The sequence below is a fragment of the Herbaspirillum robiniae genome, from assembly GCF_002213415.1.
GTDB lineage: Bacteria > Pseudomonadota > Gammaproteobacteria > Burkholderiales > Burkholderiaceae_D > Herbaspirillum > Herbaspirillum robiniae.
Genome location: NZ_NJGU01000001.1, coordinates 899,183 through 922,809, shown reverse-complemented (window position 1 = coordinate 922,809; position 23,627 = coordinate 899,183). Strand labels below are relative to the sequence as shown.

General features: G+C 66.0%; 24 protein-coding genes. 8 read left to right on the top strand and 16 right to left on the bottom strand.

The genetic code is table 11. From position 1 onward, the window contains the following. The first annotated feature begins 18 nt into the window (after positions 1-18). The 4 genes from CEJ42_RS04080 (at position 19) to CEJ42_RS04065 (ending at position 3,617) form a co-directional block, all read left to right on the top strand. Complete coding sequence (locus CEJ42_RS04080) at positions 19-1,002, top strand: FecCD family ABC transporter permease (protein WP_207760381.1); 984 nt, start codon at positions 19-21, stop codon at positions 1,000-1,002. Further along, positions 999-1,775, top strand: coding sequence for an ABC transporter ATP-binding protein (locus CEJ42_RS04075; RefSeq protein ID WP_088750084.1), 777 nt, complete (start codon positions 999-1,001; stop codon positions 1,773-1,775). The genes CEJ42_RS04080 and CEJ42_RS04075 overlap by 4 nt, the downstream gene beginning before the upstream one ends. Positions 1,776-1,974: 199 nt before the next feature. Then, the gene (locus tag CEJ42_RS04070) at positions 1,975-2,577 is read left to right on the top strand and encodes a porin family protein (protein WP_088750083.1); all 603 of its coding nucleotides are present in this window, start codon (positions 1,975-1,977) and stop codon (positions 2,575-2,577) included. A gap of 455 nt (positions 2,578-3,032) precedes the next feature. Then, positions 3,033-3,617: an outer membrane beta-barrel protein gene (locus CEJ42_RS04065; protein ID WP_079215550.1), complete on the top strand. Its 585-nt coding sequence runs from the start codon at positions 3,033-3,035 to the stop codon at positions 3,615-3,617. 174 nt (positions 3,618-3,791) lie between these two features. On the opposite strand, the gene CEJ42_RS04060 is transcribed toward CEJ42_RS04065, so the two are convergent. The 4 genes from CEJ42_RS04060 to CEJ42_RS04045 form a co-directional block, all read right to left on the bottom strand. Further along, positions 3,792-4,664, bottom strand: a complete 873-nt coding sequence (locus tag CEJ42_RS04060; RefSeq protein WP_088750082.1) for a cobalamin-binding protein — start codon at positions 4,662-4,664, stop codon at positions 3,792-3,794. 2 nt (positions 4,665-4,666) lie between these two features. Next, on the bottom strand, positions 4,667-5,506 hold the full coding sequence (gene panC, locus CEJ42_RS04055) for a pantoate--beta-alanine ligase (protein WP_088750081.1): 840 nt from the start codon (positions 5,504-5,506) through the stop codon (positions 4,667-4,669). 92 nt (positions 5,507-5,598) lie between these two features. Then, a complete protein-coding gene (locus CEJ42_RS04050; protein WP_079215547.1) occupies positions 5,599-6,495 on the bottom strand; it encodes a segregation and condensation protein A in 897 nt (298 codons plus the stop codon). Positions 6,496-6,504: 9 nt separating this feature from the next. Continuing rightward, positions 6,505-6,705 (bottom strand): DUF3460 family protein, encoded by a 201-nt coding sequence (locus CEJ42_RS04045; protein ID WP_079215546.1) that lies wholly within the window; start codon positions 6,703-6,705, stop codon positions 6,505-6,507. 70 nt (positions 6,706-6,775) lie between these two features. Here CEJ42_RS04045 and CEJ42_RS04040 point away from each other — a divergent pair, with 70 nt between their 5' ends. Continuing rightward, a complete protein-coding gene (locus tag CEJ42_RS04040; RefSeq protein WP_088750080.1) occupies positions 6,776-7,303 on the top strand; it encodes an outer membrane protein assembly factor BamE domain-containing protein in 528 nt (175 codons plus the stop codon). A gap of 69 nt (positions 7,304-7,372) precedes the next feature. On the opposite strand, the gene CEJ42_RS04035 is transcribed toward CEJ42_RS04040, so the two are convergent. From CEJ42_RS04035 to CEJ42_RS24935, 10 genes are all read right to left on the bottom strand, one after another. Next, positions 7,373-9,073, bottom strand: a complete 1,701-nt coding sequence (locus tag CEJ42_RS04035; protein WP_079215544.1) for a Na/Pi cotransporter family protein — start codon at positions 9,071-9,073, stop codon at positions 7,373-7,375. After that, positions 9,070-9,861, bottom strand: a complete 792-nt coding sequence (locus tag CEJ42_RS04030) for an HAD-IIB family hydrolase (protein WP_088750079.1) — start codon at positions 9,859-9,861, stop codon at positions 9,070-9,072. Before CEJ42_RS04030 ends, CEJ42_RS04035 begins: the two co-directional genes overlap by 4 nt. Beyond that, a complete protein-coding gene (locus CEJ42_RS04025) occupies positions 9,858-10,733 on the bottom strand; it encodes an endonuclease/exonuclease/phosphatase family protein (protein WP_079215542.1) in 876 nt (291 codons plus the stop codon). The genes CEJ42_RS04030 and CEJ42_RS04025 overlap by 4 nt, the downstream gene beginning before the upstream one ends. Before the next feature lie 161 nt (positions 10,734-10,894). After that, entirely contained in the window at positions 10,895-11,728 is an 834-nt protein-coding gene (locus CEJ42_RS04020; protein WP_079215541.1) for a carbohydrate ABC transporter permease, read from the bottom strand. Continuing rightward, a complete protein-coding gene (locus CEJ42_RS04015) occupies positions 11,725-12,600 on the bottom strand; it encodes a carbohydrate ABC transporter permease (RefSeq protein WP_088750078.1) in 876 nt (291 codons plus the stop codon). Before CEJ42_RS04015 ends, CEJ42_RS04020 begins: the two co-directional genes overlap by 4 nt. A gap of 108 nt (positions 12,601-12,708) precedes the next feature. Then, the gene (locus CEJ42_RS04010) at positions 12,709-14,001 is read right to left on the bottom strand and encodes an ABC transporter substrate-binding protein (protein WP_088750077.1); all 1,293 of its coding nucleotides are present in this window, start codon (positions 13,999-14,001) and stop codon (positions 12,709-12,711) included. 100 nt (positions 14,002-14,101) lie between these two features. Continuing rightward, entirely contained in the window at positions 14,102-15,154 is a 1,053-nt protein-coding gene (locus tag CEJ42_RS04005; protein WP_088750076.1) for an ABC transporter ATP-binding protein, read from the bottom strand. Positions 15,155-15,289: 135 nt separating this feature from the next. Beyond that, a complete protein-coding gene (gene glpD / locus CEJ42_RS04000) occupies positions 15,290-16,867 on the bottom strand; it encodes a glycerol-3-phosphate dehydrogenase (protein ID WP_088750075.1) in 1,578 nt (525 codons plus the stop codon). Next, the gene (locus CEJ42_RS03995) at positions 16,864-17,856 is read right to left on the bottom strand and encodes a sugar-binding transcriptional regulator (RefSeq protein WP_079215536.1); all 993 of its coding nucleotides are present in this window, start codon (positions 17,854-17,856) and stop codon (positions 16,864-16,866) included. Before CEJ42_RS03995 ends, glpD begins: the two co-directional genes overlap by 4 nt. 122 nt (positions 17,857-17,978) lie before the next feature. Next, positions 17,979-18,125: a hypothetical protein gene (locus CEJ42_RS24935; protein WP_165774378.1), complete on the bottom strand. Its 147-nt coding sequence runs from the start codon at positions 18,123-18,125 to the stop codon at positions 17,979-17,981. Between the two features lie 104 nt (positions 18,126-18,229). Between CEJ42_RS24935 and CEJ42_RS03990 the strand changes: the two genes are divergently transcribed. Genes CEJ42_RS03990 through CEJ42_RS03980 form a run of 3 tightly spaced genes read left to right on the top strand, consistent with a single transcriptional unit; the run spans position 18,230 to position 20,818 of the window. Next, complete coding sequence (locus CEJ42_RS03990; protein ID WP_079215535.1) at positions 18,230-19,039, top strand: MetQ/NlpA family ABC transporter substrate-binding protein; 810 nt, start codon at positions 18,230-18,232, stop codon at positions 19,037-19,039. Beyond that, positions 19,036-20,181, top strand: coding sequence for a methionine ABC transporter ATP-binding protein (locus CEJ42_RS03985; RefSeq protein ID WP_420840740.1), 1,146 nt, complete (start codon positions 19,036-19,038; stop codon positions 20,179-20,181). Before CEJ42_RS03990 ends, CEJ42_RS03985 begins: the two co-directional genes overlap by 4 nt. Further along, positions 20,162-20,818, top strand: coding sequence for a methionine ABC transporter permease (locus CEJ42_RS03980; RefSeq protein WP_088750074.1), 657 nt, complete (start codon positions 20,162-20,164; stop codon positions 20,816-20,818). The genes CEJ42_RS03985 and CEJ42_RS03980 overlap by 20 nt, the downstream gene beginning before the upstream one ends. Before the next feature lie 120 nt (positions 20,819-20,938). Here CEJ42_RS03980 and CEJ42_RS03975 read toward each other — a convergent pair whose 3' ends face one another. Then, positions 20,939-21,418 (bottom strand): GNAT family N-acetyltransferase, encoded by a 480-nt coding sequence (locus tag CEJ42_RS03975; protein ID WP_079215533.1) that lies wholly within the window; start codon positions 21,416-21,418, stop codon positions 20,939-20,941. 36 nt (positions 21,419-21,454) lie between these two features. Beyond that, on the bottom strand, positions 21,455-23,518 hold the full coding sequence (gene metG, locus CEJ42_RS03970; protein WP_088750073.1) for a methionine--tRNA ligase: 2,064 nt from the start codon (positions 23,516-23,518) through the stop codon (positions 21,455-21,457). Positions 23,519-23,627: the final 109 nt, after the last annotated feature.

Here is a 23,627-nt window from a genome sequence, read left to right as displayed (position 1 = left end):
ATACCAACGATACCGCCGATGCGCCGCTACTTCTGGCTGCTGTCCGCCTTGCTGCTGCTGTCCGTGCTCGCACTGGCGGCGGCCTCGCTGTGCGGCAGCACCGGATGCCTGCGGCCGTCGGCGCCGGCCGATACCGTTTCCCTGATGCTGTCGCTGCGCGTGCCGCGCGCGCTGACCGCCTTTGTCGTGGGCGCCTTGCTGGCGCTGGCCGGCGCGCTGATGCAGGTGCTGCTGCGCAATCCGCTGGCCGATCCTTACGTGCTGGGCCTGTCGGGCGGCTCGGCCGCCGGCGCCTTGCTGTCGATGCTGGCGGCGCTGCAGTTCGGTATCTCCGTGCGCGTGGTCACGGCGCCGGGGGCCTTGCTGGGCGCGGCGATCGCGGTGCTGCTGCTGTTCGGGCTGGTGCGCCGGCCGTTGCGTGAACTGTCCATTTCTCCTTTGCTCTCCAGCCAGCGCCTGCTGCTGACCGGCGTGATGCTGGCCGCCGGATTCGGCGCGCTGATCTCGCTGGCTTTGTCGGTGGCGCCCGATTCGCAGCTGCGCGGCATGGTGTTCTGGCTGATCGGCGACCTCGACGATGCGCGTCTGCTGCCGCTGGCCGGCGTGGTATTGCTGCTGGCGCTGCCGTGGGCCCTGCGTTACGCGCCGTCGCTGAACCTGCTGGCGCGCGGCGAGGGCTTTGCGCAATTGCTGGGCGTGCCGGTGTTGCGCCTGCGCGTGATGACCTTGTGCGTGGCCTCGCTGGCCACCGCCACTGCGGTTGCCATGGCCGGCACGATAGGTTTCGTCGGCCTGGTGGTGCCGCACGCCTTGCGCCTGCTGGTGGGCAACGACCAGCGCCTGCTGCTGCCGGCCAGCATGTTCGCCGGCGGCGCCGGGCTGGCGCTGGCCGACCTGGCCGCGCGCACCCTGGTGGCGCCGGTGCAGCTGCCGGTCGGCGTGATCACCGCGCTGGTCGGCGTGCCGGTGTTCCTGTGGCTGCTCTCAAGGAGCCGGGTATGAGCGCCGGCGGCACCTTGCTGCAAGCGCAGGCGCTGGAGTTGCGCGTCTCCGGGCGCACCTTGCTGCAAGGCCTGGATTGGCAGGTGGGCGCCGGCGAGTTCTGGTGCGTGCTGGGGCGCAATGGCGTGGGCAAGAGCAGCCTGCTGCATGCGGCGGCGGGTCTGCTTGCGGCCTCGGATGGCGCTTTCCGGCTGGGCGGCGCGCCCTTGTCGTCGCTCTCGCCGGTACGGCTGGCGCTGCTGCGCGGGCTCTTGCTGCAGCACCAGCACGACGCCTTCTCCATGCCGGTGGCGGATGCCGTGATGGCCGGGCGTTTCGCCCGCGGCGGCGGCTGGGCGCAAGAGGGCGAGGACCGCCGGCTCGCACTGGCGGCGCTGCAACGCGTCGGACTGGCGCAGCTTGCCGCGGCTGATCTCCTCAAGCTGTCAGGCGGCGAGCGCCAGCGCGTCGCGCTGGCCACCTTGCTGGCCCAGGATCCCGAGCTGTACCTGCTGGACGAACCGACCTCGCATCAGGACATCGCCGCGCAACTGCAGATCATGCAATTGCTGCGCGACCTGGCGGCGGGTGGCAAGGCCGTGGTCGCCAGCTGCCACGACATCAATCTCGCGCGCCGTTTCGCCACGCACGTCCTCTTGCTGGGCGAGGCCGGCCATCGCGCCGGGACGACGGCGCAGACGATGTTGCCGGAACCGCTGGGCGAGGCCTTCGGCTGCCGTTTCCGGCTGGTCGGGGAGGGCGCGTTGCCGCTCTTCGTGGCCGACGCGCTCTGACATCCCGCTATCGCCATTGCCGGTTTGCGGCGTTGGCGAATTTGCCGATCATCGATCCCCGTTGTTGCTTTTTTGCATGCAATGAAGCGGAAAGTTACGCAAATGACTTTACGCATATTTACGTTTTCTCATCCGCCGATATAATCACGGCCGGGGAAAACCCCTGACAAAAAACTGACAATCTCTAGGGATCATAAGAATGAAGAAAAATGCAGTGTTCATCGCGGCCATGATGGCTGCAGGTTCGGCTTTTGCACAAACGGCTGACAGCGGCGTGTATGTCGGCCTGGAAGGCGCTTACGTCAGCGTCAATTCGATCACGCCACCAGGCGGTACCCGCAAGACCTCCGAAACCACCGACGTTGCCGCACTGCGCACGATGATCGGTTACCAGTTCACCAAGAACCTGGCGTTGGAACTCGGCTACTTTGCTACCGACGACTTCAAGCAAGCCGGCACCGTCAATGGCAGCACCGCGACCTATGACGCCAAGATCGATGCCAAGGGCGCAGATCTGTCGGTGATCTACAAATTTACGGAGTTCGTCCCCGGTCTGTATCTGAAAGCGGGCGCCACCCACTCCAAGGTGTCGGGCAGCGCCACCGCGCGCCAGAACGGCACACCCGTGGCTACCGTCGGCAGCTCCGTCTCCGGCACCGGCTACCTGTTCGGCCTGGGCTACGAGTTCGCCTTCTCGCAGAACCTGGGCGCGCGCCTGGGCTACACCCGCTACGAAAAGCTGGGCGGCGAGAGCGACAACAAGGCCAACATGTTCTCGGCCGGCATCAAGTACAAGTTCTGATTTCAGTACGCGATCGAAACGAAAAATCCCTCTGTTCGCAGAGGGATTTTTTTTTTCGCCATGTCCCCGGGGCATCCTATCCACGCCGGTCTCTGTTGATCGCTGTGTGGCGCGACGTTGCTCGCGTCGCGTGGCACGGCGGGCAGTGGTTTCTGGCGAAATTTGCTCCAACCACCCGGCAGAAAATTCTCTGAATGAGTGTTTCTCCCCCAACTGAATTGAATTCCTTGCGGCGTTCTATTGTGAACTTTTCGCCACCTTATTGAAGTCCGTGGAAAGTTGATGGAATCAGATTGCGGCGCCTCCCGGCAAGGCCTGTCGCCCCCTATGATCCGCTCCGGCTTCCTGGACCCTCTAGCCTTTCGCCAGCATGCGACAGGAAGTCCTGATCTTGCGAAGGCGCCAGCCGACGGCGGATCTGTTCGCATCATTTCATCAATCTTTTCCACGACACTATGAAAAACTTTGCATTTCTGGTTGCAGGCCTGTTGTTGGCCGGTTCCGCGTCCGCGCAGATGACCAAGCAGCAATCCGGCGTTTATGTTGGCATTGACGGCGGCTTAGCCAATACGGCAAAGGACAACTCCTTGTCCAGCTCGACCTCCCAACGCACCAACACCGGTTTCCTGCGCGGTTCGGTCGGCTATCAGTTCACCCCCAACTGGGCGCTGGAGGCAGGTTACTTCAGCACCGGCGACTTCAAGATCGAAGGCCGCAGCATGGGCCAGACGCATAGCAGCACCGTCAGCGCCAAGGGCTTCGACTTGTCGGGACTCTACAAATTCGACAACGGCATTTTCCTGAAGGCCGGTTGGCATCATTCGACTCGCTCGGCCAGCGGCTCTTCGCGCGCCGGCAACACCGTGGTGCGCCGCTGGACGTTTTCGGACTCGGGCAGCGGCTATCTGCTGGGCGCGGGTTATGAGTTCGACCTGTCGCCCAACGCCAGCGTCAATGTCGCGTACACCCGCATGCAAAAGGTGGCAGCGTCGGATGGCGGCCTGAACCTGATCGGCGTGGGCATGAAGTATCGCTTCTGAGCATCTTCCATGGCGTTACGAACAAAAAATCCCTCCGTTGCGAGGGATTTTTTCTTTGGTAGTCCGTCCGCGATTGGCGATCGCGGACGGCCGCCTGTAAAGAGCGCGCCTCCCGCATGAACAGCGTGTCGAAGCGATGGGTTGTAGTCGACGGTGAGCGCCAGGAGGTGGGTGTTATTTCACGGAGCGGGCCTGATCCAGCAGGCCGCACACTTCTCCGGCCGCATCCAGGACCCGCGGTCCGGCGCGATTGAGCCAGTCGGCGTTCACGGTATGGAGCTGGTTCTGGCGCACCGCGCGCAGCGCCGGATAGTCGCGCCAGCGTTCCAGCGGGCGATCGCGGGCGTCGCCCGGGGCCAGGATCACCTGCGGGTCGGCCGCCAGCACGGCTTCGATATTGACGGTGGGCGCCAGCTGCGGCAGGCCGGCGAAAATATTGCGTCCACCGCATAGCCGCAGCACGGCCGATACCATGTGCTGGCCGTTCAGGGTCATCAGCGGCTGGCTCCAGATCTGGTAGAACACGCTGACTTCCGCGCGACCCTGGTAGCGCGCTTGCAGTGCCTGCCAGCGGACGCGGAAGTCGCCAGCGGCGGCCTTGCCCGCGGCGTCGGTGCCGGCCAGGCGGGACAGCTTTTCCAGCGCATCGGCGATCATGCCGAAATCGGCCGGCTGGCTTTCATAGACGGGGATGCCGAACTCGCGCAGGCGCGCCAGTTGCGAGGGCTTGTTGCCGCTGTGCCAGCCGACGATGAGGTCGGGTTTGAGGCTCAGCACGCGTTCCAGGTCGAGCGCGGCGAAGCTGCCGACGGAGGGCAGTTTGGCGGCGGCCGCGGGATAGTCGCTGAAGTTGCTGGCGCCGACCAGCCGGTCGCCCGCGCCGGCCGCGTACAGCAGTTCGGTGACGTGCGGCGCCAGGCTGACGATGCGGCGCGCAGGTTGCTGCAATGTGATCTCGTTGCCGAGATCGTCTTTGACCGTGACGGCGGCATGAGCCGCCGTGGAAAACGCGGCGAAGCAGAGCAGGGCGCTCGCGGCCGCGCGCACGTTCAGATTTCCAGGTTGTCGATCAGGCGGGTGGCGCCCAGCTTGGCGGCGGCCAGCGTCACCAGCGGCGCGCCTTGCGCGATGTCGGCGGCCGACGGCGGCTGCAGGTCGATGCGCTTGCGCACGGCCACGTAGTCGGGCTGCCAGCCGCGATCGGCCAGCACGGCCATGGCCTTGCGCTCGACGTCGGCAGGATTGGCCTGGCCGCTGCGCATTTCGTTGGCGACGTCGTTGAGCACCTTGTAGAGCAGCGGCGCCTCGGCGCGCTCCTGCGCCGACAGGTAGCCGTTGCGCGAGGACAGCGCCAGGCCGTCTTCGGCGCGATAGGTCTCGGCGCCGACGATCTCGGTGGGCAGGGCGAACTGGCGCGCCATGTTGCGCACGATCATCAGCTGCTGGTAGTCCTTCTTGCCGAACACCGCCACGCGCGGCTGCACACAGGAGAACAGCTTCATCACCACGGTGGAGACGCCGGTGAAGAAGCCGGGGCGGAACTCGCCTTCCAGGATGTTGCCCAGGTCGTCGGGCGGCTGCACGCGGTATTCCTGCGGCTCCGGGTACATGTCCTTCTCGGTCGGCGCGAAGAGCACGTAGACGCCTTCCTTCTCCAGCTTTTCAACGTCGGCCTGGAAGGTGCGCGGGTATTTGTCGAAGTCCTCGTTGGGGCCGAACTGCAGGCGGTTGACGAAGATCGAGGCCACCACCGGGTCGCCGTGGGTGCGCGCCAGGCGCATCAGCGAGAGGTGGCCCTCATGCAGGTTGCCCATGGTGGCCACGAAGGCGGTGCGCAGCTGGCCGCGCAGGTGGTCGCGGAGTTCTTCGATCGAGGAAATGATTTTCATGCGGTATCTCTGGTTGGAGGGCGGCGCGGCGGCCGCCCGGAATCAGTGTTCGGCGCGCATGCGCGCGCTCCACTTCGCCTTACTTCGCCGACTCAGCTCGGCGAGTACGACAGTCTGACATAGATGGGCGCGAAGGCTTCGGCCTGGGTGATTTCGATCAGCGTTTCCTTGGCCAGCTCGAGCAGGGCGATGAAGTTCACCACCATCACCGGCACCCCGCGCGAAGGATCGAACAGGTCCGAGAACTCGACGAAGCGCGCCGACTGCAGCCGGCGCAGGATGCCGGTCATGTGCTCGCGCACGGAGAGTTCTTCGCGGCTGATGTGGTGGTGCGCGGTCAGCTTGGCGCGCTTGAGGATGTCGGCCCAGACCGCCCTCAGGTCGTCCATGTCGACCTCGGGCCAGCGCGTGACCACGGTCTGCTCGATATGGACCTGGGTGCGGACGTAGTCGCGGCCGACCTGCGGCAGCTGGTCCAGCTCCTGCGCGGCCAGCTTGATCTGTTCGTACTCCAGCAGGCGGCGCACCAGCTCGGCGCGCGGGTCTTCCGGCTCCTCGCCGGTGTCGGCCTTCTTGGCCGGCAGCAGCATGCGCGACTTGATCTCGATGAGCATGGCCGCCATCAGCAGGTATTCGGCGGCCAGTTCCAGGTTCTGCTTGCGGATCTGCTCCACGTACTCCAGGTACTGGGCGGTGACCTGCGCCAGCGGGATGTCGAGGATGTTGAAGTTCTGCTTGCGGATCAGGTAGAGCAGCAAGTCCAGCGGACCCTGGAAGGCTTCGAGGAAGACTTCCAGCGCGTCCGGCGGGATGTAGAGGTCGTTGGGCAGCTGGAACAGCGGCTCGCCGTACAGGCGCGCCAATGCCACGCCGTCGATCACGTCGGGCGTGGTGTCCTGCTGTCCGGCGGGGGTGATGTCGATGGCGTCGACGTTACGCTGCGGCCCGGTGCTGCCGGAGGTATCGCCTTCGCCTGCCTGGGACGTCATGCGGCGAGCTTAGTGGCTCTGGTAGACGTAGGGCTGCTGCGCCACGCGCGAAGCCTTGTCGCGGGCGCTCTTGTCCAGGTCGATGGGTTCCTTGTCCCACAGCAGGGCGCGGCCGGCGCGCTGCGATTCTTCCAGTTTCGGATTCTTCTGCTTCAGCTCGTCGATGAACTGGGTGATTTCCGATACGTAGGTGGTCTTTTTGGAGAACATGGTGACTTTCGGCCAGAATTGATGCGAAGGACGGTATTTTACCCTGTCTTTATCAGGGATAATCAATTCCATGAGTGCACGATTGATTCCCTTTATCCGCCGTTGCGCCGCCACCGCAGGCGCATTGGTTGCCGCCGTGGCAATGCTGGGCTGCGACCGCAATGGCAATCCCATCGAGGAGTTCGGCTTGGACAAGCTGCAAAAAGGCGTTTCCAGCGAGGCCGACGTGCGCGGCGTCATGGGCCAGCCCGACACCGTCTGGGACGACGGCAACGGCGCGCACACGCTGGAATACCCCAAGGGCCCGGAAGGCATCCGCACCTGGATGTTCGCCATCGGCGCCTCCGGCACCCTGATTGACTACCGGCAAGTACTGACCCAGGAGCATTTCGACACCATCCGTCCCGGCATGAGCGCCGACGAGGTCCGCCGCCAGTTCGGGCGGCCGCGCAGCGTGGTGCAGTTCGCCCGCAAGAACGAGGAGGTGTGGGACTGGAAATACCGTTACGTGCATGAAGACCGGCTGTTCAACGTGCATTTCGACATGGCCACGAAACAGGTGGTACGCATGACGATTTCCGAGATGTCCGGGCATTGAGGCCGGGACTCCCGGGTGCATGAAGAAAAAGCCGGCGCGAAGCCGGCTTTTTTACGGGCGGAACGTTGCTCAGGGCGGCGAGTAGTCGCCGGCGCGCGCGGCCATGGCGCGCCGCTCTTCGTCCTGCTCGCGACCGGTATCCATGCGGCTGCGGCGCAGCAGGCCGGCCTCGTCCAGCACCGAATACGCGGTCGAGCAGAACAGCGAGTGCATGCGCTTCATGTCGCTGATCAGGTCCAGGTGCAGCGAGCTGGTCTCGATGCTCTGGCGCGTCTCGCCGGCCAGGCGCACCAGGTGGGTCTTGGCATAGGCGCGTTCGAGGTCGCGGAAGGCCTCCTTCTCGGCCAGCAGCTTCTGGGCGCTGCGCACGTCGCTTTCCAGGAACACCGACAGGCCCAGCTGCAGGCTGGCGCGCAGGCGGGCATGCATCTCGCAGACTTCCTGCATGCCGGCGTCGGAGAAGGTGCGCTGCGGTGCGATCTTCTTGTTTTCCAGGCCCTTGACGATGCGCACGATGATGTCGCCGGCCTGCTCCAGGTTGATGGTCAGCGTGATGACGTCGGTCCAGCGCCGCACCTCCTTGGCGTTGAGCTCCTCGCGCGACACGCGCGCCAGGTACATCTTCACTTCGGTATAGAGGCGGTCGACGTCATCGTCGAGGCGGCGGATCTGCTGGGCGCGGATGGTATCGTTTTCACGAATGACCGGCAAAAGGCAGCTGAGCATTTTTTCGATCAGGTCCCCGATGCGCAACACCTCGCGCGAGGCGTTGGCCAGCGCCAGCGAGGGCGTGTCGATGGCGGCCGGGTCGAGGTGCTGCGAGCGCACCGCGTCGTCGTCCAGCGGGCGCTCCGGCAGCAGCCGCTCGCACAGGCGCGCCATCGGTTCCACCAGCGGCAGCAGCAGGCCGCAGCGCACGCTGTTGTACAGCACGTGGAAAGCCACGACACTGAAACGCAGGTCGTGCCCCAGGCCGGCGATGAGCAGCTCCAGGTGGTTGATGAACGGCAGCACCAGGATCGCGCCCGACAGGCGGAACAGCATGCTGCCCAGCGCCACGCGGCGCCCGGCCACGTTCTGGCTGGCCGCCGAGAGCAGGGCGGTGACGCCGCTGCCCAGGTTGGCGCCGATCACCAGGCACAACGCCACCTTCAGCGAGATGATGCCGGAGGTGGTCAGGGTCGCCGCCAGCAGCACCGCGGCCAGGCTGGAATAGGTCAGCATGGCGAACAGCGCGCCGATCAGGGTGTCGAGCAGCACGTCGCCGGTCAGCGAGGAGAACAGCACCTTGATGCCGGCCGCATGCATCATCGGCTGGGTCGCCGCGGCGATCAGCTCCAGCGCCAGGAGGATCAGGCCCAGCCCGATCACGGCCCGGCCCAGGCGGCCGATCGAGGTATGGCGGCGCGACAGGTAGACCACCACGCCGCCGAAGATCAGCAGCGGCGACAGCCACGACAGGTCGAAGCTCAATACGCCCGTCATCAGCGCCGTGCCCACGTCCGCGCCCAGCATGATGGCCAGCGCCGGCGTCAGCCCTACCAGACCCTGGGCCACGAAGGAGCAGACGATGACGGCGGTGGCGTTGCTGCTCTGGACCAGGCTGGTCACGCCCACGCCGGCCGAGAAGGCCAGCCAGCGCTTGCTGATGCTGGTGGAGAGGATGCGGCGCAGCTGGGCGCCGTAGACCCGCAGCACGTCGGTGCGCACGATGTGCGTGCCCCACACGAGCAGGGCCAGCGCCGACATCAGGTGCAGCAGCGTAATCATGCCGGGGAGAGCAGGTGGCGGGTGAGTTCGGCGAAACCGGCGCCGCAGGCCTGCTGTGTGATGAAGTGGGGCGCGTGCGCCAGCCGGTCGGAGAATTCGAGCACGTTGGCCACGCCCACCGACAACGGGAAGTAGGCGAACATCGGCGCATCGTTGGGCGAGTCGCCGGCGAACACGCAGCGGCCGCGTTCGGCCGGGTCGGCCAGGTCGACGCCATAGCGTTCGCGCATCATCAGGCGCGCCATCGACAACTTGTCGTAGTCGCCGAACCAGCCGTTGACGTGGATGGAACTGATTTTTGCGGTCATTCCCTCTTCTTCCATGATCTGCACGATGCGGTCGACCGCATCGCGTCCAAGCGGCGGCACGTCCTCACAGAAGTCGATCGCCAGGTCGTACTGGCGGCAGAACTGGTCGGACGCCACCGCGCAGCCCGGCACTTCGTCCAGGATGCGCCCGCGCACCGTCGCCAGTCTGGCGGCGTTGCCGGCGCGGCTTTCTTCGTCCAGCAGGTGGCGCGTGCGCAGCTTGTTGGCTGCGTGGTCGTGCCACATGTACAGGGCCCCGTTTTCGCCGATGATACCCTCAACCGGCCACAGCCGGGCAATCTGGTCGCACCAGCCGGCCGGGCGTCCGGTCACCGGGATTACCCGCAGGCCGGCGCGCTGCAACTCTTCCAGCGCGTCGTAGGCCAGGGCGCTCAGCTTGCCTTCGGTAGTGAGCGTGTCGTCGATGTCGGTGAACACCGTCGACACCCGCGCATGCGGCATCTGGACCAGCGGCTTCATTGCAGCTCCAGCAACTGCGGCTGGTGGTCGGAGGATTGCGTATGGCCGTCCACCGAGAAACCGGTCACATGCGGCAGCAGGTCTTCGCTGGCGAAGATGAAGTCGCAGGTGAATGCCTCGGGCCACTGCTGGCGGTCATACAGACCGACATTGATCGGATGCGCTTGGTTCCCACGGAGATGGCGCCAGGCGTCGACCAGGCGCGGCACGTGCGGCGAGTCCCGGCCGTCGCGCCCCGGGAAGGGCTCTTGCAGGCGCGCGTGCAGCGGGTCTTCCGGGCGGAAGTTGAAGTCGCCGGTGAGGATGGTTTTGGTCGCGTGCGGGAAGGCGTGATAGGGCGAGCCGCGGCGGTCGGCCGCCATCTCGCCGGCGGCGCGGCCGCAGGTTTCCTCGTGGCAGCGGCGGATGGCTTCCACCTGCGCGCGTCGCTGCAGCGCGGAATAATATTCGAGGTGCGTATTCATCACGCGCAGCGGCCCCAGCGGCGACTCCAGCGTCACCTCCAGCAGCGTGCGCGGCATGCTGATCACGTTGGGATCCACCGGCCACGGCAGCTGGTGGCGCAGCACGCGCAGCACCGGAAGGCGCGACAGCACCATGTTGCCGAAGCAGCGGCGCGAGCCGTCCGCGCCGATGACGTCGACGCCGGCGATGGGCACCGGGGTGAAGCCTGGCAGCAGCTGCGCGAACTGCTCGAACTGGTTCTCGCCGGCGCTGCCGGCCAGCCCGGGGGCGGGATAATTGGCGCCCACTTCCTGCAGGCACAGGACGTCGAAGTCGCCCATGGCGCGCGCGTCGCGCACGATGCGGGCAGGATCCACGCGGCCGTCCATGCCGCGGGCCCACTGGATGTTCCAGCTGATGAGTTTCATTGGTCTTCCTTGCTCTGTTGCGGTCTTGCGGTGTCTGCCCGATGTGGCGCTGCTTTTTCTTGTGGCGCTTTTTTGTGTGCTGCAGCGGACCTCTGCGGGTCCTGTTTTTTTATATTGTTTATAAGATTTTGGCGTGTTCCTGGCGTGTTTCTGACGTATTTTCAGCGGATCCCGGCCCGCATGAACGATTGCACGAACTGGCGCTGGAACAGCAGGAAAGCCAGCAGCAGCGGCGCCGAGGTCATCAGCGTGGCGGCGGTGATGATGGACCAGTCCACCCCCTGGTCGGTGGAGGAGAACACCTGCAGGCCGACGGTCAGCGGGCGCGACTCCACCGAGTTGGTCACGATCAGCGGCCACAGGAAGTTGTTCCAGTGGGTGCTGATCGACACCAGCCCGAAGGCGATGTAGATGGGCTTGGCCAGCGGCACGTAGACCTGCATCAGCACCTGCAGCGCGGAGGCGCCTTCCACGGTGGCGGCCTCGTCCAGTTCGCGCGGCACGGTCTTGAAGGTCTGGCGCAACAGGAAGATGCCGAAGGCCGAGGCGAAGTAGGGCAGGCCGATCGAGAGGATGGTGTCGCGCAGGCCCAGCAGGTTCATGGTGTTGTAGTTCTCCACGATCAGGATGTCGGGCATCACCATCAGCTGCAGCAGCACCAGCATGAACATCACATTGCTGCCGCGGAACTCGAAGCGCGCGAAGGCGTAGGCCGCCAGCGTGGCCAGCGTCATCTGCGCGGCCAGGATCATGGTCACCAGCAGGAAGGTGTTGAGGAAGTAGCGCGGGAAGGGCGCGGCGTCCCAGGCGTTGGCGAAGTTCTTCAGCGTCAGCGGCGCCGAGAGCGAAAAGCGCGTGGCGAACTCGGCCGGGTGGAAGGCCGTCCACACCGCATACAGCAGCGGCAGCAGCCACAGCAGGCCCAGCACCCAGGCCGAAATCGTTTCCAGCGTGCGGTTGTGCTCGCCGAAGGGGTTGGAAGTCTGCGAGATCATTGGTAGTGGGTCCTGCGGTCGAGGATGCGGAACTTGACGAAGGCGATGACGCCCAGCATGGCCAGCAGCACCACCGTCAGCGCGGCGGCGTAGGACGAGTCCCAGAAGGCGAAGCCGACTTCATAGATGTAGTAGAGCAGCAGCGAGCTGGCGTTGTCCGGCCCGCCCTTGGTCATCACCACGATATGGTCGACCAGGCGGAAGGAGTTGATCAGCGCGTTGATCAGCACGAACAGCGTGGTCGGCATCAGCAGCGGGAACTGCACCATCCGGAAATACTGCCAGCGCGAGGCGCCTTCCAGCCCGGCGGCCTCGGCCAGCACCGGCGAGATCTGCTGCAGCGCGGCCAGGTAGAAGATCATGAAGAAACCGGCTTCCTTCCAGATCGCCACCACCATCATGGCGCCCAGCACCGTGTCCGGATTGCCCAGCCAGTTGTGCGAGGGCAGGCCGAGCGCGCCGGTGATCTGCTCCAGCAGGCCGTATTGCGGGGTGTAGAAGAACAGCCAGATGTTGGCCACCGCGATCATCGGCAGCACGGTCGGCGTGAAGTAGGCCAGGCGCAGCAGGCCGCGGCCCAGCAGGCGGTCGTTGACCCACAGCGCCATCGTGATGGCCAGCGCGATCGAGACCGGGATGGTGCCCAGCGCGAACCAGAGATTGTTGGTGAAGGCGCGCCAGAACACCGGGTCGTCGATCATCAGCGCGTAGTTCTCCATGCCGACGAAAACCGACGGATTGGCGCCCTTGGGCGTGGAGAAGAAGCTGTGCCAGATGGTCGCCATCGCCGGATAGTGGGTGAAGGCCACCAGCAGCGTCATCGCCGGCAACAGCAGCAGCCAGGGCGTGACGGAGGAATGGGTACGGTTCATTGTCGACCTTTGCGCCGGACATCGTGCGATGCGCCGGTACGGAAAACCTGGATCAATTGCCGGCCCGCCGCGATGGCGGGCCGGTTGCAGCGTTACGGCAGGTACTGCTTAGCGGCCATACGAACGCAGGATGCGGTCCGACTCGCGCTGGGCTTCCTTCAACGCCGCCTCGGGCGTCTTGGTGCCGGAGAGCGCGGCCTGCAGGTTGTCGTTCAGGGCCTTGGTCACGCGCTGGTTGTCGTGCGTGGAGAGTTCAGCCACGCCGTACTTCATCTGTTCGCGCGCCACGTCGGCGGCCGGCACTTCCTGCAGGTACTTCTTCATCTCCGGGGTATCCCAGGCGTCCTGGCGCGGGGCCACGTAGCCGGTGGCGATCGACCACTGGGCTGCGCGCGCCGGCTCGGCGGCGAAGCGGATGAACTTCAGCGCCGCGGCCTGCTGCTCGGGCGAAGTCTTGTTGAAGACGTAGAAGTTGCCGCCGCCGGTCGGGCTGCCCGGGTGCTTGATGCCCGGCAGCATCGCCACGCCGAACGGGAAGGTCGCATTGGTGCGGATATTGGTCAGGTTGCCGGTGGTGGTCCAGACCATGGCGGCCTTCTGCTCCAGGAAGTCCTTGGGCGTGGTGCCCCATTCGATGGAGCCGGCCGGCATCACCTTGTCCTTGGTGGTCAGGTCGACCCAGTGCTGCAGGGCCTGCACCGAACCCGGCTTGTCGAAGTAGGTCTTGGTGCCGGCGCTGTTCATCAGGATGGTGTCGTTGGACGCGGCCATGGCCTGGAACATCCAGTAGCCGAAGCCGGTCGAGGGGATCTTCACGCCCCACTGGCTGACGTTGCCGGAGGCATCGCGCTTGGTCAGCTTCTTGGCCGCATCGACCATCTCGGCCCAGCTGGCCGGCGCCTTGTCCGGGTTCAGGCCGGCTTCCTTGAACAGGTTCTTGTTGTAGTACATGACGATGGTCGAGCGCTGGAACGGGATGCCCCAGGTCTTGCCGCCGGTCTGGCTGTTCTCCATGAAGCCCTTGTAGAAGCCGTCGATCCACTTCTTGTCGTCGGCCGAGGAGGCCAGGCTGTCGATGGAGACGATGGCGTTCTCGTCGATCAGGGTGAACAGGTCGGTCGACAGCAGCACCGCCAGCGTCGGCGGCGTGCCGCTCTTGAACGCGGTCAGCGCCTTGACGATGCTTTCCTGGTAGGTGCCGGCGTAGACCGCCTTGACCTTGATATCCGGGTTGGCCTTCTCGAAGTCGGCGACCATGCCGTCGATGGTCTTGGTCACGGCGCCGCCGACGGCGACGGGGTAGTAGAAGCTGATTTCGACCGGATTGGCGGCAAAGGCATTGGCGCCGAAGGCGGCGCTCAGGGCCAGTGCGGCCGCGGATTTCAGAATTGCTCTACGCATGATTGCGTCTCTCCCATAAGGTTGAAAAGTTGGCTGCAACTTGGCGGTTGCTATTGTTCGGGGTCTCGCTCTGCCAAAACGCTAACGCTGTTACTCGGTACTAGCCGGGATGGCGGCGCATCCCGGTCTGCCTGTCGAAGAAGTATTGATGGCCGGCGTCCCACGCCAGGCGCACCTGGTCGCCCGCGCGCAGCGTCAGCTGCCCCGGGGCGCGCACCAGCACGGTGGCCGCGCCGGCCCTGGCGCCGACGATGGTGTCGGCGCCGAAGTACTCCACCGTCTCGACCACCGCGGCCACGCCGGCGTCGGCCAGGCGGATGTGTTCGGGGCGCAGGCCCAGCTGCCATTGCTCGTTGCCGCTGCCGGCGGCGACGACCGGGCCGCCGCTGCCCGCGATCACCAGTCCGGCCGCCTCCTGCGCCAGCGGCAGCAGGTTCATCGGCGGCGTGCCGATGAAGCGCGCGGCGAACTCGGTGGCGGGCTGGGCATACAGTTCGGCCGGCGGCGCGTTCTGCTCTATCTTGCCGTCGCGCAGCAGGATCACCTGGTCGGCCATGCTCATGGCCTCGGTCTGGTCGTGGGTGACGTAGATCATGGTCATCTCCAGCTGCTGCTGCAGCGCGCGGATCTCGCGCCGCATTTCCTGGCGCAGCTGGGCGTCGAGATTGGACAGCGGCTCGTCCATCAGGCACACCGGGGCGTCGGCGATGATCGCCCGGCCCAGCGCCACGCGCTGCTGCTGGCCGCCGGAGAGCTGGCCCGGACGGCGGTCCAGCAGGTGCGACAGACCGAGGATGTCGGCCACGCGTTTCAGGCGCGGCTCGAAGTTCTGTTTCGGCTCCTTGCGCACGCGCACGCCGAACAGGATGTTGTCGCGCACGTTCAGGTGCGGGAACAGCGCATACGACTGGAACACCATGGCGATCTTGCGCTGCGCCGGCGGCAGCAGGGTGACGTCGCGCTCGCCGATGCGGATCGTTCCGGTGGTGGGAATGTCGAGCCCCGCGATCAGGCGCAGCGTGGTCGACTTGCCGCAGCCCGAGGGCCCCAGCAGCACGGTGAAGTCGCCCGACTTCACCTCGAAATCGATGCCTTTGACGGCCTGGGCTTCGCCCCAGCTCTTGGTGATCCCCTGCAAGGAAATTGCTGCCATTCCTGGTCCCTTATCCCTTATCAAGTCGTGGGCAGATGCGCCGCGCGCGATGGCGTGGGCGTCCTGCCTTTGTTCATCTGTGCTTCGCCGCCCATCCGGGACGAACGGCTGAAATCGTTTTCACGCGCGGCGCGCTCAGGCGTCCTGGGTTTGCTGCATGCGGCTGGGGCAGAAGCGGCTGGCGCCGAACTGCGCGAACCAGTCCTGGAAGGCGGCGCGCTGTTCTTCGCTCATGTGCAGGCCGCATTTGGTCCGGCGCCACAGCACGTCGTCCGCTTCAGCGGCCCATTCGTGCAGGGCCAGGTATTCCACTTCACGCTGCGTCAGTCCGCCGCCGAAATCTCGCCCCAGCTCCGCCGGCGATTGCGCCTCGCGCAGGATGGCGTGACTGTTGAGGCCATGGCGGGAGAACAGCCGGGCCAGGAAATGCGGATCGAAGCGCGCGTATTTCTTTTGCAGCGCGCCCAGTTCGCGGGCGCGGTCGGCGCGCTTGAAACCGGCGCCCGGCAAGGCCTCGCTGGCGGTCCAGCCGGCCCGGCGCGCGCGGCTTTGGGTCCAGGGCGCCAGCTTGTCCATGACCGACTCGGCCAGGCGGCGATAGGTGGTGATCTTGCCGCCGTAGACCGAGACGCAGGGCAGGCCGCGCTGGTCTTGCAGCACCAGCGTGTAGTCGCGGGTGACGGCGGAGGGATTGTCGGACTCGTCGTCGAACAGCGGGCGCACGCCGGCATAGCGCCAGACGATGTCGGCCGCGGCGATCGGGCGTTCCAGGTAGCGGTTGGCCGCGCGCAGCAGATAGGCCTCTTCCTCGGCGCTGATCCGGGCGCCATGCTCCATGTTCTCCTGCGGCACGTCGGTGGTGCCGATCAGGGTGAACCGGTCCTCGTAGGGGATCATGAAGACGATGCGCTTGTCGTCGTTCTGCAGGATGTAGGCATGTTCGCCGGAGAACAGGCGCGGCACCACGATATGGCTGCCGCGCACCAGCTTGACGGCCGCATGCCGGCCGCCGTCGGCGTCCGGATTGAGCCGGCGGTCCATCTGCGCGACCCAGGGGCCGGCGGTGTTGACCAGGGTTCGCGCCTTCAGCTCGCGCCGCTGGCCGGTGCCGGTGTTTTCCAGCGTGCACAGCCAGTGATTGTCGCCGCCGTCCTGGCTCTCCACGCGGCGGGCGTCGGCCAGCCGCGTGCGGGGCATGATCTCGGCGCCGTGCTCCTGCGCCGACAGCAGGTTGAGGATCACCAGCCGGGCGTCGTCGACCCAGGCGTCGGAGTAGGCGAAGCCGCGCGTGATGTCCTGCTTCAGGCCGCTGGGACGCACCATGCGGTCCAGCCGCAGCGCCTTCGATTTGGGCAGGGTGATGCGTCCGCCGATATGGTCGTACAGCCACAGGCCCAGGCGGATCATCCAGCGCGGGCGCAGGCCGGCTACGTGCGGCATGACGAAGCGCAGCGGCCAGGCGATGTGGGGCGCGATGTCGAGCAGGTGCTCGCGCTCGGACAGGGCTTCGGCCACCAGCCGGAATTCGTAGTACTCGAGATAGCGCAGGCCGCCGTGGATCAGCTTGGTGCTGGCCGAGGACGTGGCGCCGGCGAAATCGTTCTGCTCGCACAGCGCCACCGACAGGCCGCGGCCGGCGGCGTCGCGCGCCACGCCGGCGCCGTTGATGCCGCCGCCGATCACCAGGATGTCATAGAGGCCGTCGCCGTTCATGGGTTGTGCTCCTTGCCTTCGGCGGCGCGGATCTGCTCGACCAGCAGGCGCGCGCTCGGTTCGTCGATCACCAGTTCGTTGATGAAGCCGCCCTGCAGCGCCGCGCGCAAGCCCGGGATCTTGCCCTTGCCCGAGACCACGCAGATCGAGTGCGCGGCGCGCTGGAAGCAATCCATGTCGGGGCCGCTGCTGCGCGCGTTCAATGCGACGTCGCGCCAGGTGCCGTCCTCGCGGAAGAAGACGGTGGCGATGTCGCCCACCAGTCCTTCGTCGCGGATGATCTTGCGTTCCTCGTCGCCCAGGTAGCCGCCGGTATGCACGTGGCTGCCGGTGGCTTCGGCGCCGATCGAGAACAGCAGGATCGAGGCGCTGTCCTGCAGCGCGCGGATCGACTTGATGCTCTTTTCGCGCCACAGCGCGGTGCGGGTGTCGGCATAGTCGAAGAAGGCCGGCACCGGGAAGTGGTGGGCGCGCGCGCCATAGTTCTGGGCGAAGCGCGAGACGATCGATTCGCCGAAGGTGTTGACGAAGTTCAGGCCGGTGCCCGAGCCGTTCAACTGCACCACGTCGACGTCATGCACGTGCTTGGGCAGCAGCTTGTCGGCGATCTCGGCCACCGTGGTGCCCCAGGCCAGGCCGATCACGGTCGACGGCGCCACCAGCGAGCTGACGTAGGCGGCGGCGTGGCCGGCCACGCGCTGCAGGGTTTCCTTCTCGGTGGCGGCGGCCGAGACCGGCACCACCTGGATCGAGCGCAGCTTGTAGCGCTCGGCGATGGCGCTTTCCAGGTTGCCGGAAACCTCCTGCGGATCGTGCACGCGGATCTCCACCAGGCCGCGGTCCAGCGCGAAGGACAGCAGGCGCGAGACGGTGGCGCGCGAGGTGCCGATCTCTTCCGCGATCGCGGCGGTGGTCATGTTCTGGAAGTAGTACAGGCGCGCTACGCGCACGGCCATGTAGGCTGTTTCCTGGCGGTCCCCGTTAGCCATTTCTTTGCTTGAACGTATGATCAGTATAGTTGAACGTTTGTAAAAATAGTCCGCTCGCCCAGGCAAGTAAAGGACTATCGATACGGCTATGCAGCATGGATGAGCATGATATTGAGCTTTTGTTACAGCTTGATGAACGGATGTTCTTTGCCGGTGAGAAGGGCATCGCTGGCTTCCGTGCGCCCGATGCCCGGCGGCGACGGCGACCCGGTCGCCGGGCCGGGCGCGCCGCTGCCGGGGCCGCGCGGCGCGGCGGCGCATAAGGACATATGAATTCCTTCGTTGGTGGGGCGCGGGCGGCTCTCTACACTTGGCCATCCCAAGCGCCGGTGCGGCGCACCACAACAAACCACATCACACACGGAGGAACTTCATGACCCAACGACTGCGCGTACGCGCCCTGTTCGCCGCCGCCTTGCTTTCATTGGCCGGCCTGGCGCATGCGGCCGACCCCAAGGTGCTGAAGGTGGGCGTGCGCGGCGGCATCGACGAGCAGGTCTGGGAGGTGGTCACCCAGGTGGCCAAGCGCAACGGCCTGAACGTGCAGCCGGTGGTGATCTCCGGCGCCGCCAGCCCGAACGAGGCGCTCAACAACGGCGACCTCGACGCCAACTCCTTCCAGCACATTCCCTTCCTGCGCGACCAGATCAAGCAGCGCGGCTACAAGCTGGCGATCGTCGGCAATACCTATATCTCGCCGATCGCTTTCTATTCGAAGAAGTACAAGTCCTTCAAGGAGCTGCCCGACGGCGCCAAGGTCGCCATCCCGAACGACCCCAGCAACCAGACCCGGGCCCTGGTGGTGCTGCGCGACGCCGGCCTGATCACGCTGCGCGAGGGTTTCGACCCCTACACCGGCACCGCCTCGCTGGCCGACGTCACCGGCTACAAGAAGAAGATCACGCTGGTTGAAAGCGCCTCGGTGGTGCTGGCGCGCTCGCTGGAAGACGTCGACGCCGCCGCCATCATCAATACCTTCGCCTACCAGGCCGGCCTGATCGCCACGCGCGACGGTATCGCGGTGGAAAAGCGCGAGCACAATCCCTACGTCAACGTCATCGTGGTGCGCGAGCAGGACAAGGCGGCCCCCTGGGTGGCGCCGCTGGTGAAGTCCTTCCAGTCCGAGGAAGTGCGCCAGTTCATCCAGAAACAGTTCGGCGGCTCGGTGGTGCCGGTATTTTGAGTCTCTCGGCATTGATCCGCGCGGGCGTGGGCCTGTCGCCGCGTGCGCGTGAGGACGCGGCAGCCGTCAACGGACAGACCGCGCTTGCAACCGGCGCGCATGTCAGCTTCAGCCGCGTGTCCAAGCGCTACGCGGGCGCGGCGCACGGCGTGCTGGCGCTGGAAGAGGTTTCCTTCGAGGTGCGGCGCGGCGAGGTTTTCGGCATCATCGGCCGCAGCGGCGCGGGCAAGTCGACCCTGCTGCGCACCATCAACGCATTGGAGCTGCCCAGTTCCGGCGCGGTGAAGGTCAACGGCACCGACGTCGGCGCGCTGGGTGAGGACGCGTTGGTGGCGCTGCGCCGGCGCATCGGCATGATCTTCCAGCATTTCAACCTGCTCTCGGCCAAGACCGTGCGCGAAAACGTCGCCTTGCCGCTGCGCGTGGCGGGCGTGCCGCCGCAGCGCATCGGCGAACGGGTGGACGCCTTGCTGGCGCTGGTGGGCCTGGCCGACAAGGCCGACGTCTATCCGGCCAAGTTGTCGGGCGGACAGAAGCAGCGGGTGGGCATCGCCCGCGCGCTGGTGCATGAGCCTGAAATCCTCTTGTGCGACGAAGCCACCTCCGCGCTCGATCCCGAGACCACCCAATCCATCCTGGCGCTGCTGCGCGAGGTCAGCGCCGCCATGGGGCTGACGGTGGTGCTGATCACGCACGACATGGCGGTGATCCGCGAGATCTGCGACCGCGTGCTGGTGCTGGACCAGGGGCGGGCGGTCGAGCTGGGCGAAGTCTGGCGCGTATTCGGCAAGCCGCAGGCCGAAGCCACGCGCGCGCTGCTGCGGCCGCTGTTGCACGGGTTGCCGGCGGATCTTTGCGCGCAGCTGGTGGACGAGCTGGGCGCGGCGCCCGGCAGGGCGGTGCTGAGCCTGCAATTTGCCGGGGCCGAGCGCGCGCAGGGTGTGAGTCTGCAGGAGCTGGCCCTGCTCGGGCCGGAGGCGACGCTGATCCATGGCGGCCTGGACCGCATCCGCGGGCATGCCCAGGGCGAGCTGCTGGTGTCGCTGCCGGCGCACGAAGTGCCGCGCGTGCGCGGCCTGTTCAAGGACGGCGACGGCGCCGACCTCATCAAGGTGATCGGATATGTCCCTGCCAGCGCTTGATAAATACTTCCAGGCTTTCTTCGAGACCCTGCTGATGGTGGGCGCTTCAGCGGTGCTGGCCATTTCCGGCGGGCTGGTGCTGGCGGTGGTGCTCACCGTCACCGCGCGCCACAACCTGTATCCGCGTCCGCGCCTGCACCGTGCGCTGTCGGTCACGGTCAACGTGTTTCGCGCCGTGCCTTTCATCATCATGCTGGTGGCGCTGCTGCCGGTGACGCGCTTCCTGGTCGGCACCACGCTGGGGACCTGGGCGGCGGTGGTGCCGTTGACGGTGAACCTGATTCCTTTCTACGCGCGCATCGCCCAGGTCTCGCTCAACGAGGTCGACGGCGGCCTGGTGGAGGCGGCGCGCGCCATGGGCTGCCGGCGCTGGCACATCGTGCGCCACGTGCTGCTGCCGGAGGCCTTGCCGGGCATCGTCGGCGGCATGACGGTGAGCGTGATCGCGATGATCAACGCCTCGGCCATGGCCGGCGCGGTGGGCGCGGGCGGTCTGGGCGACCTCGCCATCCGTTACGGCTACGAGCGCTACGAGACGCGGGTGATGTTCGAGGTGATCGTGATCCTGATCGCGCTGGTGTCGGTGATCCAGCTGCTGGGCGAGGGCCTTGCCCGGCGTTTCGATCACAAGCGATGACGGGGCTTTGGTCGCGCTTGGCAGTCGATGGCCGGGCGCGACGAACGACACCGGCTGCTGATTTGATCAGGCCGGCGACGAGATGTAGAAGGTAACGCGGAAGGTTCGGGGGAGAGCGGCTCAGTGCCGCATCACGCGCCGCATGACGATGGGCGGCGCATCGTCCGGATTGGCGCGGGTGTATTCCAGTTCGGGCGCGATCTCGAAACCGAAGGCCGCGTACAGGTCCACCAGCTGGGCCTGGTCCACGCGCACCGCCAGGCGCAGCTCGCGCACGTCGGCGGCCTGGGCGCGGTGGATCAATGCCTCCATCAGGTGCTGTGACAGGCGCTCGCCGCGGAAATCCGGGCAGATGCCCATGCGGCGAATCTCCCAGACGTCGAAATCCGAATCCAGCGGCAGCCAGCGCACCGAGCCGGCCGGCGTGTCGCCGCGCAGCAGGATGAAGGCGCCGCCGTGCTGCAGGTCTTCGATGACGTGGTCGGCCGCCTCGCGGTGGCCCGAGGAGTTGGACGCCACCTTGTTGGCCCAGCTGTGGCGGGTCAGCTCGGCGATCAGTGCGGCGTCCTCGGAGGTGGCTTCGCGTATCAGCATTTCCATGGATCCTCTCCTTCGCGGCGTCCGGTTATCCCCGGCTCAACGCACCCGCATGCCCGGCTCGGCGCCCGGCCACGGGTTGAGCACGTAGATGCCCGGATTGGCTTTCTCATCCTTGCTGGATGCGGCCAGCACCATTCCTTCGGACACGCCGAACTTCATCTTGCGCGGCGCCAGGTTGGCCACCATCACGGTCAGCTTGCCGACCAGCTCTTCCGGCTTGTAGGCCGAGGCGATGCCGGAGAACACGTTGCGCATGCGGCCTTCGCCGGCGTCCAGCGTCAGGCGCAGCAGTTTGGTCGAGCCTTCCACGGCTTCGCAGTTGACGATCTTGGCGATGCGCAGGTCGATCTTGGCGAAGTCGTCGATGGAGATCTCCGGGGCCAGCTCCTCGATGGCGCTTTCGGCCGCAGCGGCAGGCGCCGCGGCGGCTTCGGGCGCTTCGAACAGCGCATCCAGCATCTTCGGGTCGACGCGCTGCATCAGGTGCGCGTAGGCGTTGATAACGTGGCCGTCGGCCAGCGGCGCGCCGACGTCGCTCCACTGGAAGGGCTGCACGTTGAGGAAGGCTTCCACCTGGGCGGCCAGTTGCGGCAGCACCGGCTTCAGGTACACGGTCAGGATGCGGAAGGCTTCCAGCAGGCGGCTGCAGACTTCGTGCAGCAGAGCATCCTTGGCGGCGTCCTTGGCCAGTTCCCAGGGCTTGTTGGCGTCGACGTAGGCGTTGATGACGTCGGCCTGTTCCATCACCTGGCGCAGGGCCTTGCCGTATTCGCGCTGTTCATACAGGGTGCGGATCTCGTCGGCCACGCCGCGCAGTTTGGCGAGGAAGGCGTCGTCGGCCGTGGCCCAGCCGGTGGCGACACGGCCTTCAAAGCGCTTGGCGATGAAGCCGGCCGCGCGGCTGGCGATGTTGACGTACTTGCCGATCAGGTCGGCATTGACGCGGGCCACGAAGTCGTCCGGATTGAAGTCGACGTCTTCCACCTTGGCGTTGAGCTTGGCGGCGATGTAGTAGCGCAGCCATTCCGGGTTCATGCCGATGTCGAGGTAGCGCAGCGGCGAGATGCCGGTGCCGCGCGATTTGGACATCTTTTCGCCGGAGACGGTGATGAAGCCGTGGGCGAAGACGTTATTGGGCGTCTTGCGGCCGGCGAACTTCAGCATGGCGGGCCAGAACAGCGTGTGGAAGTAGGTGATGTCCTTGCCGATGAAGTGGTACTGCTCGGTCTTTTCGTCGGCCATGAAGGCGTCGAAGTCGCGGCCGGTCTTGTTGAAATAGTCTTTCAGCGAGGCCAGGTAGCCGATCGGCGCGTCCAGCCAGACGTAGAAGTACTTGCCCGGCGCGTCCGGGATCTCGATGCCGAAGTAGGGCGCGTCGCGCGAGATGTCCCAGTCGCCCAGGCCGCCTTCGCCGTCCAGCCATTCACGGCACTTGTTGGCCACTTCCGGTTGCAGGCGGTTGTTGTCGAGCGCCCATTCGCGCAGGAACTCCACGCACTTCGGGTCGGACAGCTTGAAGAAGAAGTGCTCGGACGACTTCATCACCGGCGTCGCGCCCGACAAGGTCGAGTACGGGTTCTTCAGGTCGGTCGGCGAGTAGACTGCACTGCAGTTCTCGCAGGAGTCGCCGTACTGGTCCTTGGTGCCGCACTTGGGGCATTCGCCCTTGATGTAGCGGTCCGGCAGGAACATGCTCTTGACCGGGTCGAAGAACTGGTCGATGGTCTTGGTCGAGATCAGCTTGGCTTCGTCGCGCAGGGCGCGGTAGATGTCCTGCGACAGCGCGTGGTTCTCCGGGCTGTCGGTGGAGCTCCAGTTGTCGAAGGCGATGTGGAAGCCGTCCAGGTATTGCTTGCGGCCGGCGGCGATGTTGGCCACGAACTGCTGCGGCGTGATGCCGGCCTTTTCGGCCGCGATCATGATCGGCGCGCCGTGCGCGTCGTCGGCGCCGACGAAGTGGACCTCATTGCCCTGCATTCGCTGGAACCGGACCCAGATGTCGGCCTGGATGTACTCCATGATGTGGCCGATGTGGAACGCGCCGTTGGCGTAGGGGAGTGCGGTGGTGACGAAGAGTTGGCGGGATGCTGAGGTGCTCATTGGCAATACTGACGAGGCGTGGGTGGTGGAAAAAGAGAGCCATTCTAGCAGCCGTGGCCCTCTCGGCGCAGCAGTTGATGTTTTGCCAAGCAAAACGGCGCTGCGGCCG

Bases quoted from the DNA above. Each gene is read 5' to 3' on its own strand.
- CEJ42_RS04080 (WP_207760381.1), top strand. From the start codon at position 19: ATGCGCCGCTACTTCTGGCTGCTGTCCGCCTTGCTGCTGCTGTCCGTG.
- CEJ42_RS04075 (WP_088750084.1), top strand. From the start codon at position 999: ATGAGCGCCGGCGGCACCTTGCTGCAAGCGCAGGCGCTGGAGTTGCGC.
- CEJ42_RS04070 (WP_088750083.1), top strand. From the start codon at position 1,975: ATGAAGAAAAATGCAGTGTTCATCGCGGCCATGATGGCTGCAGGTTCG.
- CEJ42_RS04065 (WP_079215550.1), top strand. From the start codon at position 3,033: ATGAAAAACTTTGCATTTCTGGTTGCAGGCCTGTTGTTGGCCGGTTCC.
- panC (WP_088750081.1), bottom strand. From the start codon at position 5,506: ATGAAAATCATTTCCTCGATCGAAGAACTCCGCGACCACCTGCGCGGC.
- CEJ42_RS04050 (WP_079215547.1), bottom strand. From the start codon at position 6,495: ATGACGTCCCAGGCAGGCGAAGGCGATACCTCCGGCAGCACCGGGCCG.
- CEJ42_RS04045 (WP_079215546.1), bottom strand. From the start codon at position 6,705: ATGTTCTCCAAAAAGACCACCTACGTATCGGAAATCACCCAGTTCATC.
- CEJ42_RS04040 (WP_088750080.1), top strand. From the start codon at position 6,776: ATGAGTGCACGATTGATTCCCTTTATCCGCCGTTGCGCCGCCACCGCA.
- CEJ42_RS04035 (WP_079215544.1), bottom strand. From the start codon at position 9,073: ATGATTACGCTGCTGCACCTGATGTCGGCGCTGGCCCTGCTCGTGTGG.
- CEJ42_RS04030 (WP_088750079.1), bottom strand. From the start codon at position 9,861: ATGAAGCCGCTGGTCCAGATGCCGCATGCGCGGGTGTCGACGGTGTTC.
- CEJ42_RS04025 (WP_079215542.1), bottom strand. From the start codon at position 10,733: ATGAAACTCATCAGCTGGAACATCCAGTGGGCCCGCGGCATGGACGGC.
- CEJ42_RS04020 (WP_079215541.1), bottom strand. From the start codon at position 11,728: ATGATCTCGCAGACTTCCAACCCCTTCGGCGAGCACAACCGCACGCTG.
- CEJ42_RS04015 (WP_088750078.1), bottom strand. From the start codon at position 12,600: ATGAACCGTACCCATTCCTCCGTCACGCCCTGGCTGCTGCTGTTGCCG.
- CEJ42_RS04010 (WP_088750077.1), bottom strand. From the start codon at position 14,001: ATGCGTAGAGCAATTCTGAAATCCGCGGCCGCACTGGCCCTGAGCGCC.
- CEJ42_RS04005 (WP_088750076.1), bottom strand. From the start codon at position 15,154: ATGGCAGCAATTTCCTTGCAGGGGATCACCAAGAGCTGGGGCGAAGCC.
- glpD (WP_088750075.1), bottom strand. From the start codon at position 16,867: ATGAACGGCGACGGCCTCTATGACATCCTGGTGATCGGCGGCGGCATC.
- CEJ42_RS03995 (WP_079215536.1), bottom strand. From the start codon at position 17,856: ATGGCTAACGGGGACCGCCAGGAAACAGCCTACATGGCCGTGCGCGTA.
- CEJ42_RS24935 (WP_165774378.1), bottom strand. From the start codon at position 18,125: ATGTCCTTATGCGCCGCCGCGCCGCGCGGCCCCGGCAGCGGCGCGCCC.
- CEJ42_RS03990 (WP_079215535.1), top strand. From the start codon at position 18,230: ATGACCCAACGACTGCGCGTACGCGCCCTGTTCGCCGCCGCCTTGCTT.
- CEJ42_RS03980 (WP_088750074.1), top strand. From the start codon at position 20,162: ATGTCCCTGCCAGCGCTTGATAAATACTTCCAGGCTTTCTTCGAGACC.
- CEJ42_RS03975 (WP_079215533.1), bottom strand. From the start codon at position 21,418: ATGGAAATGCTGATACGCGAAGCCACCTCCGAGGACGCCGCACTGATC.
- metG (WP_088750073.1), bottom strand. From the start codon at position 23,518: ATGAGCACCTCAGCATCCCGCCAACTCTTCGTCACCACCGCACTCCCC.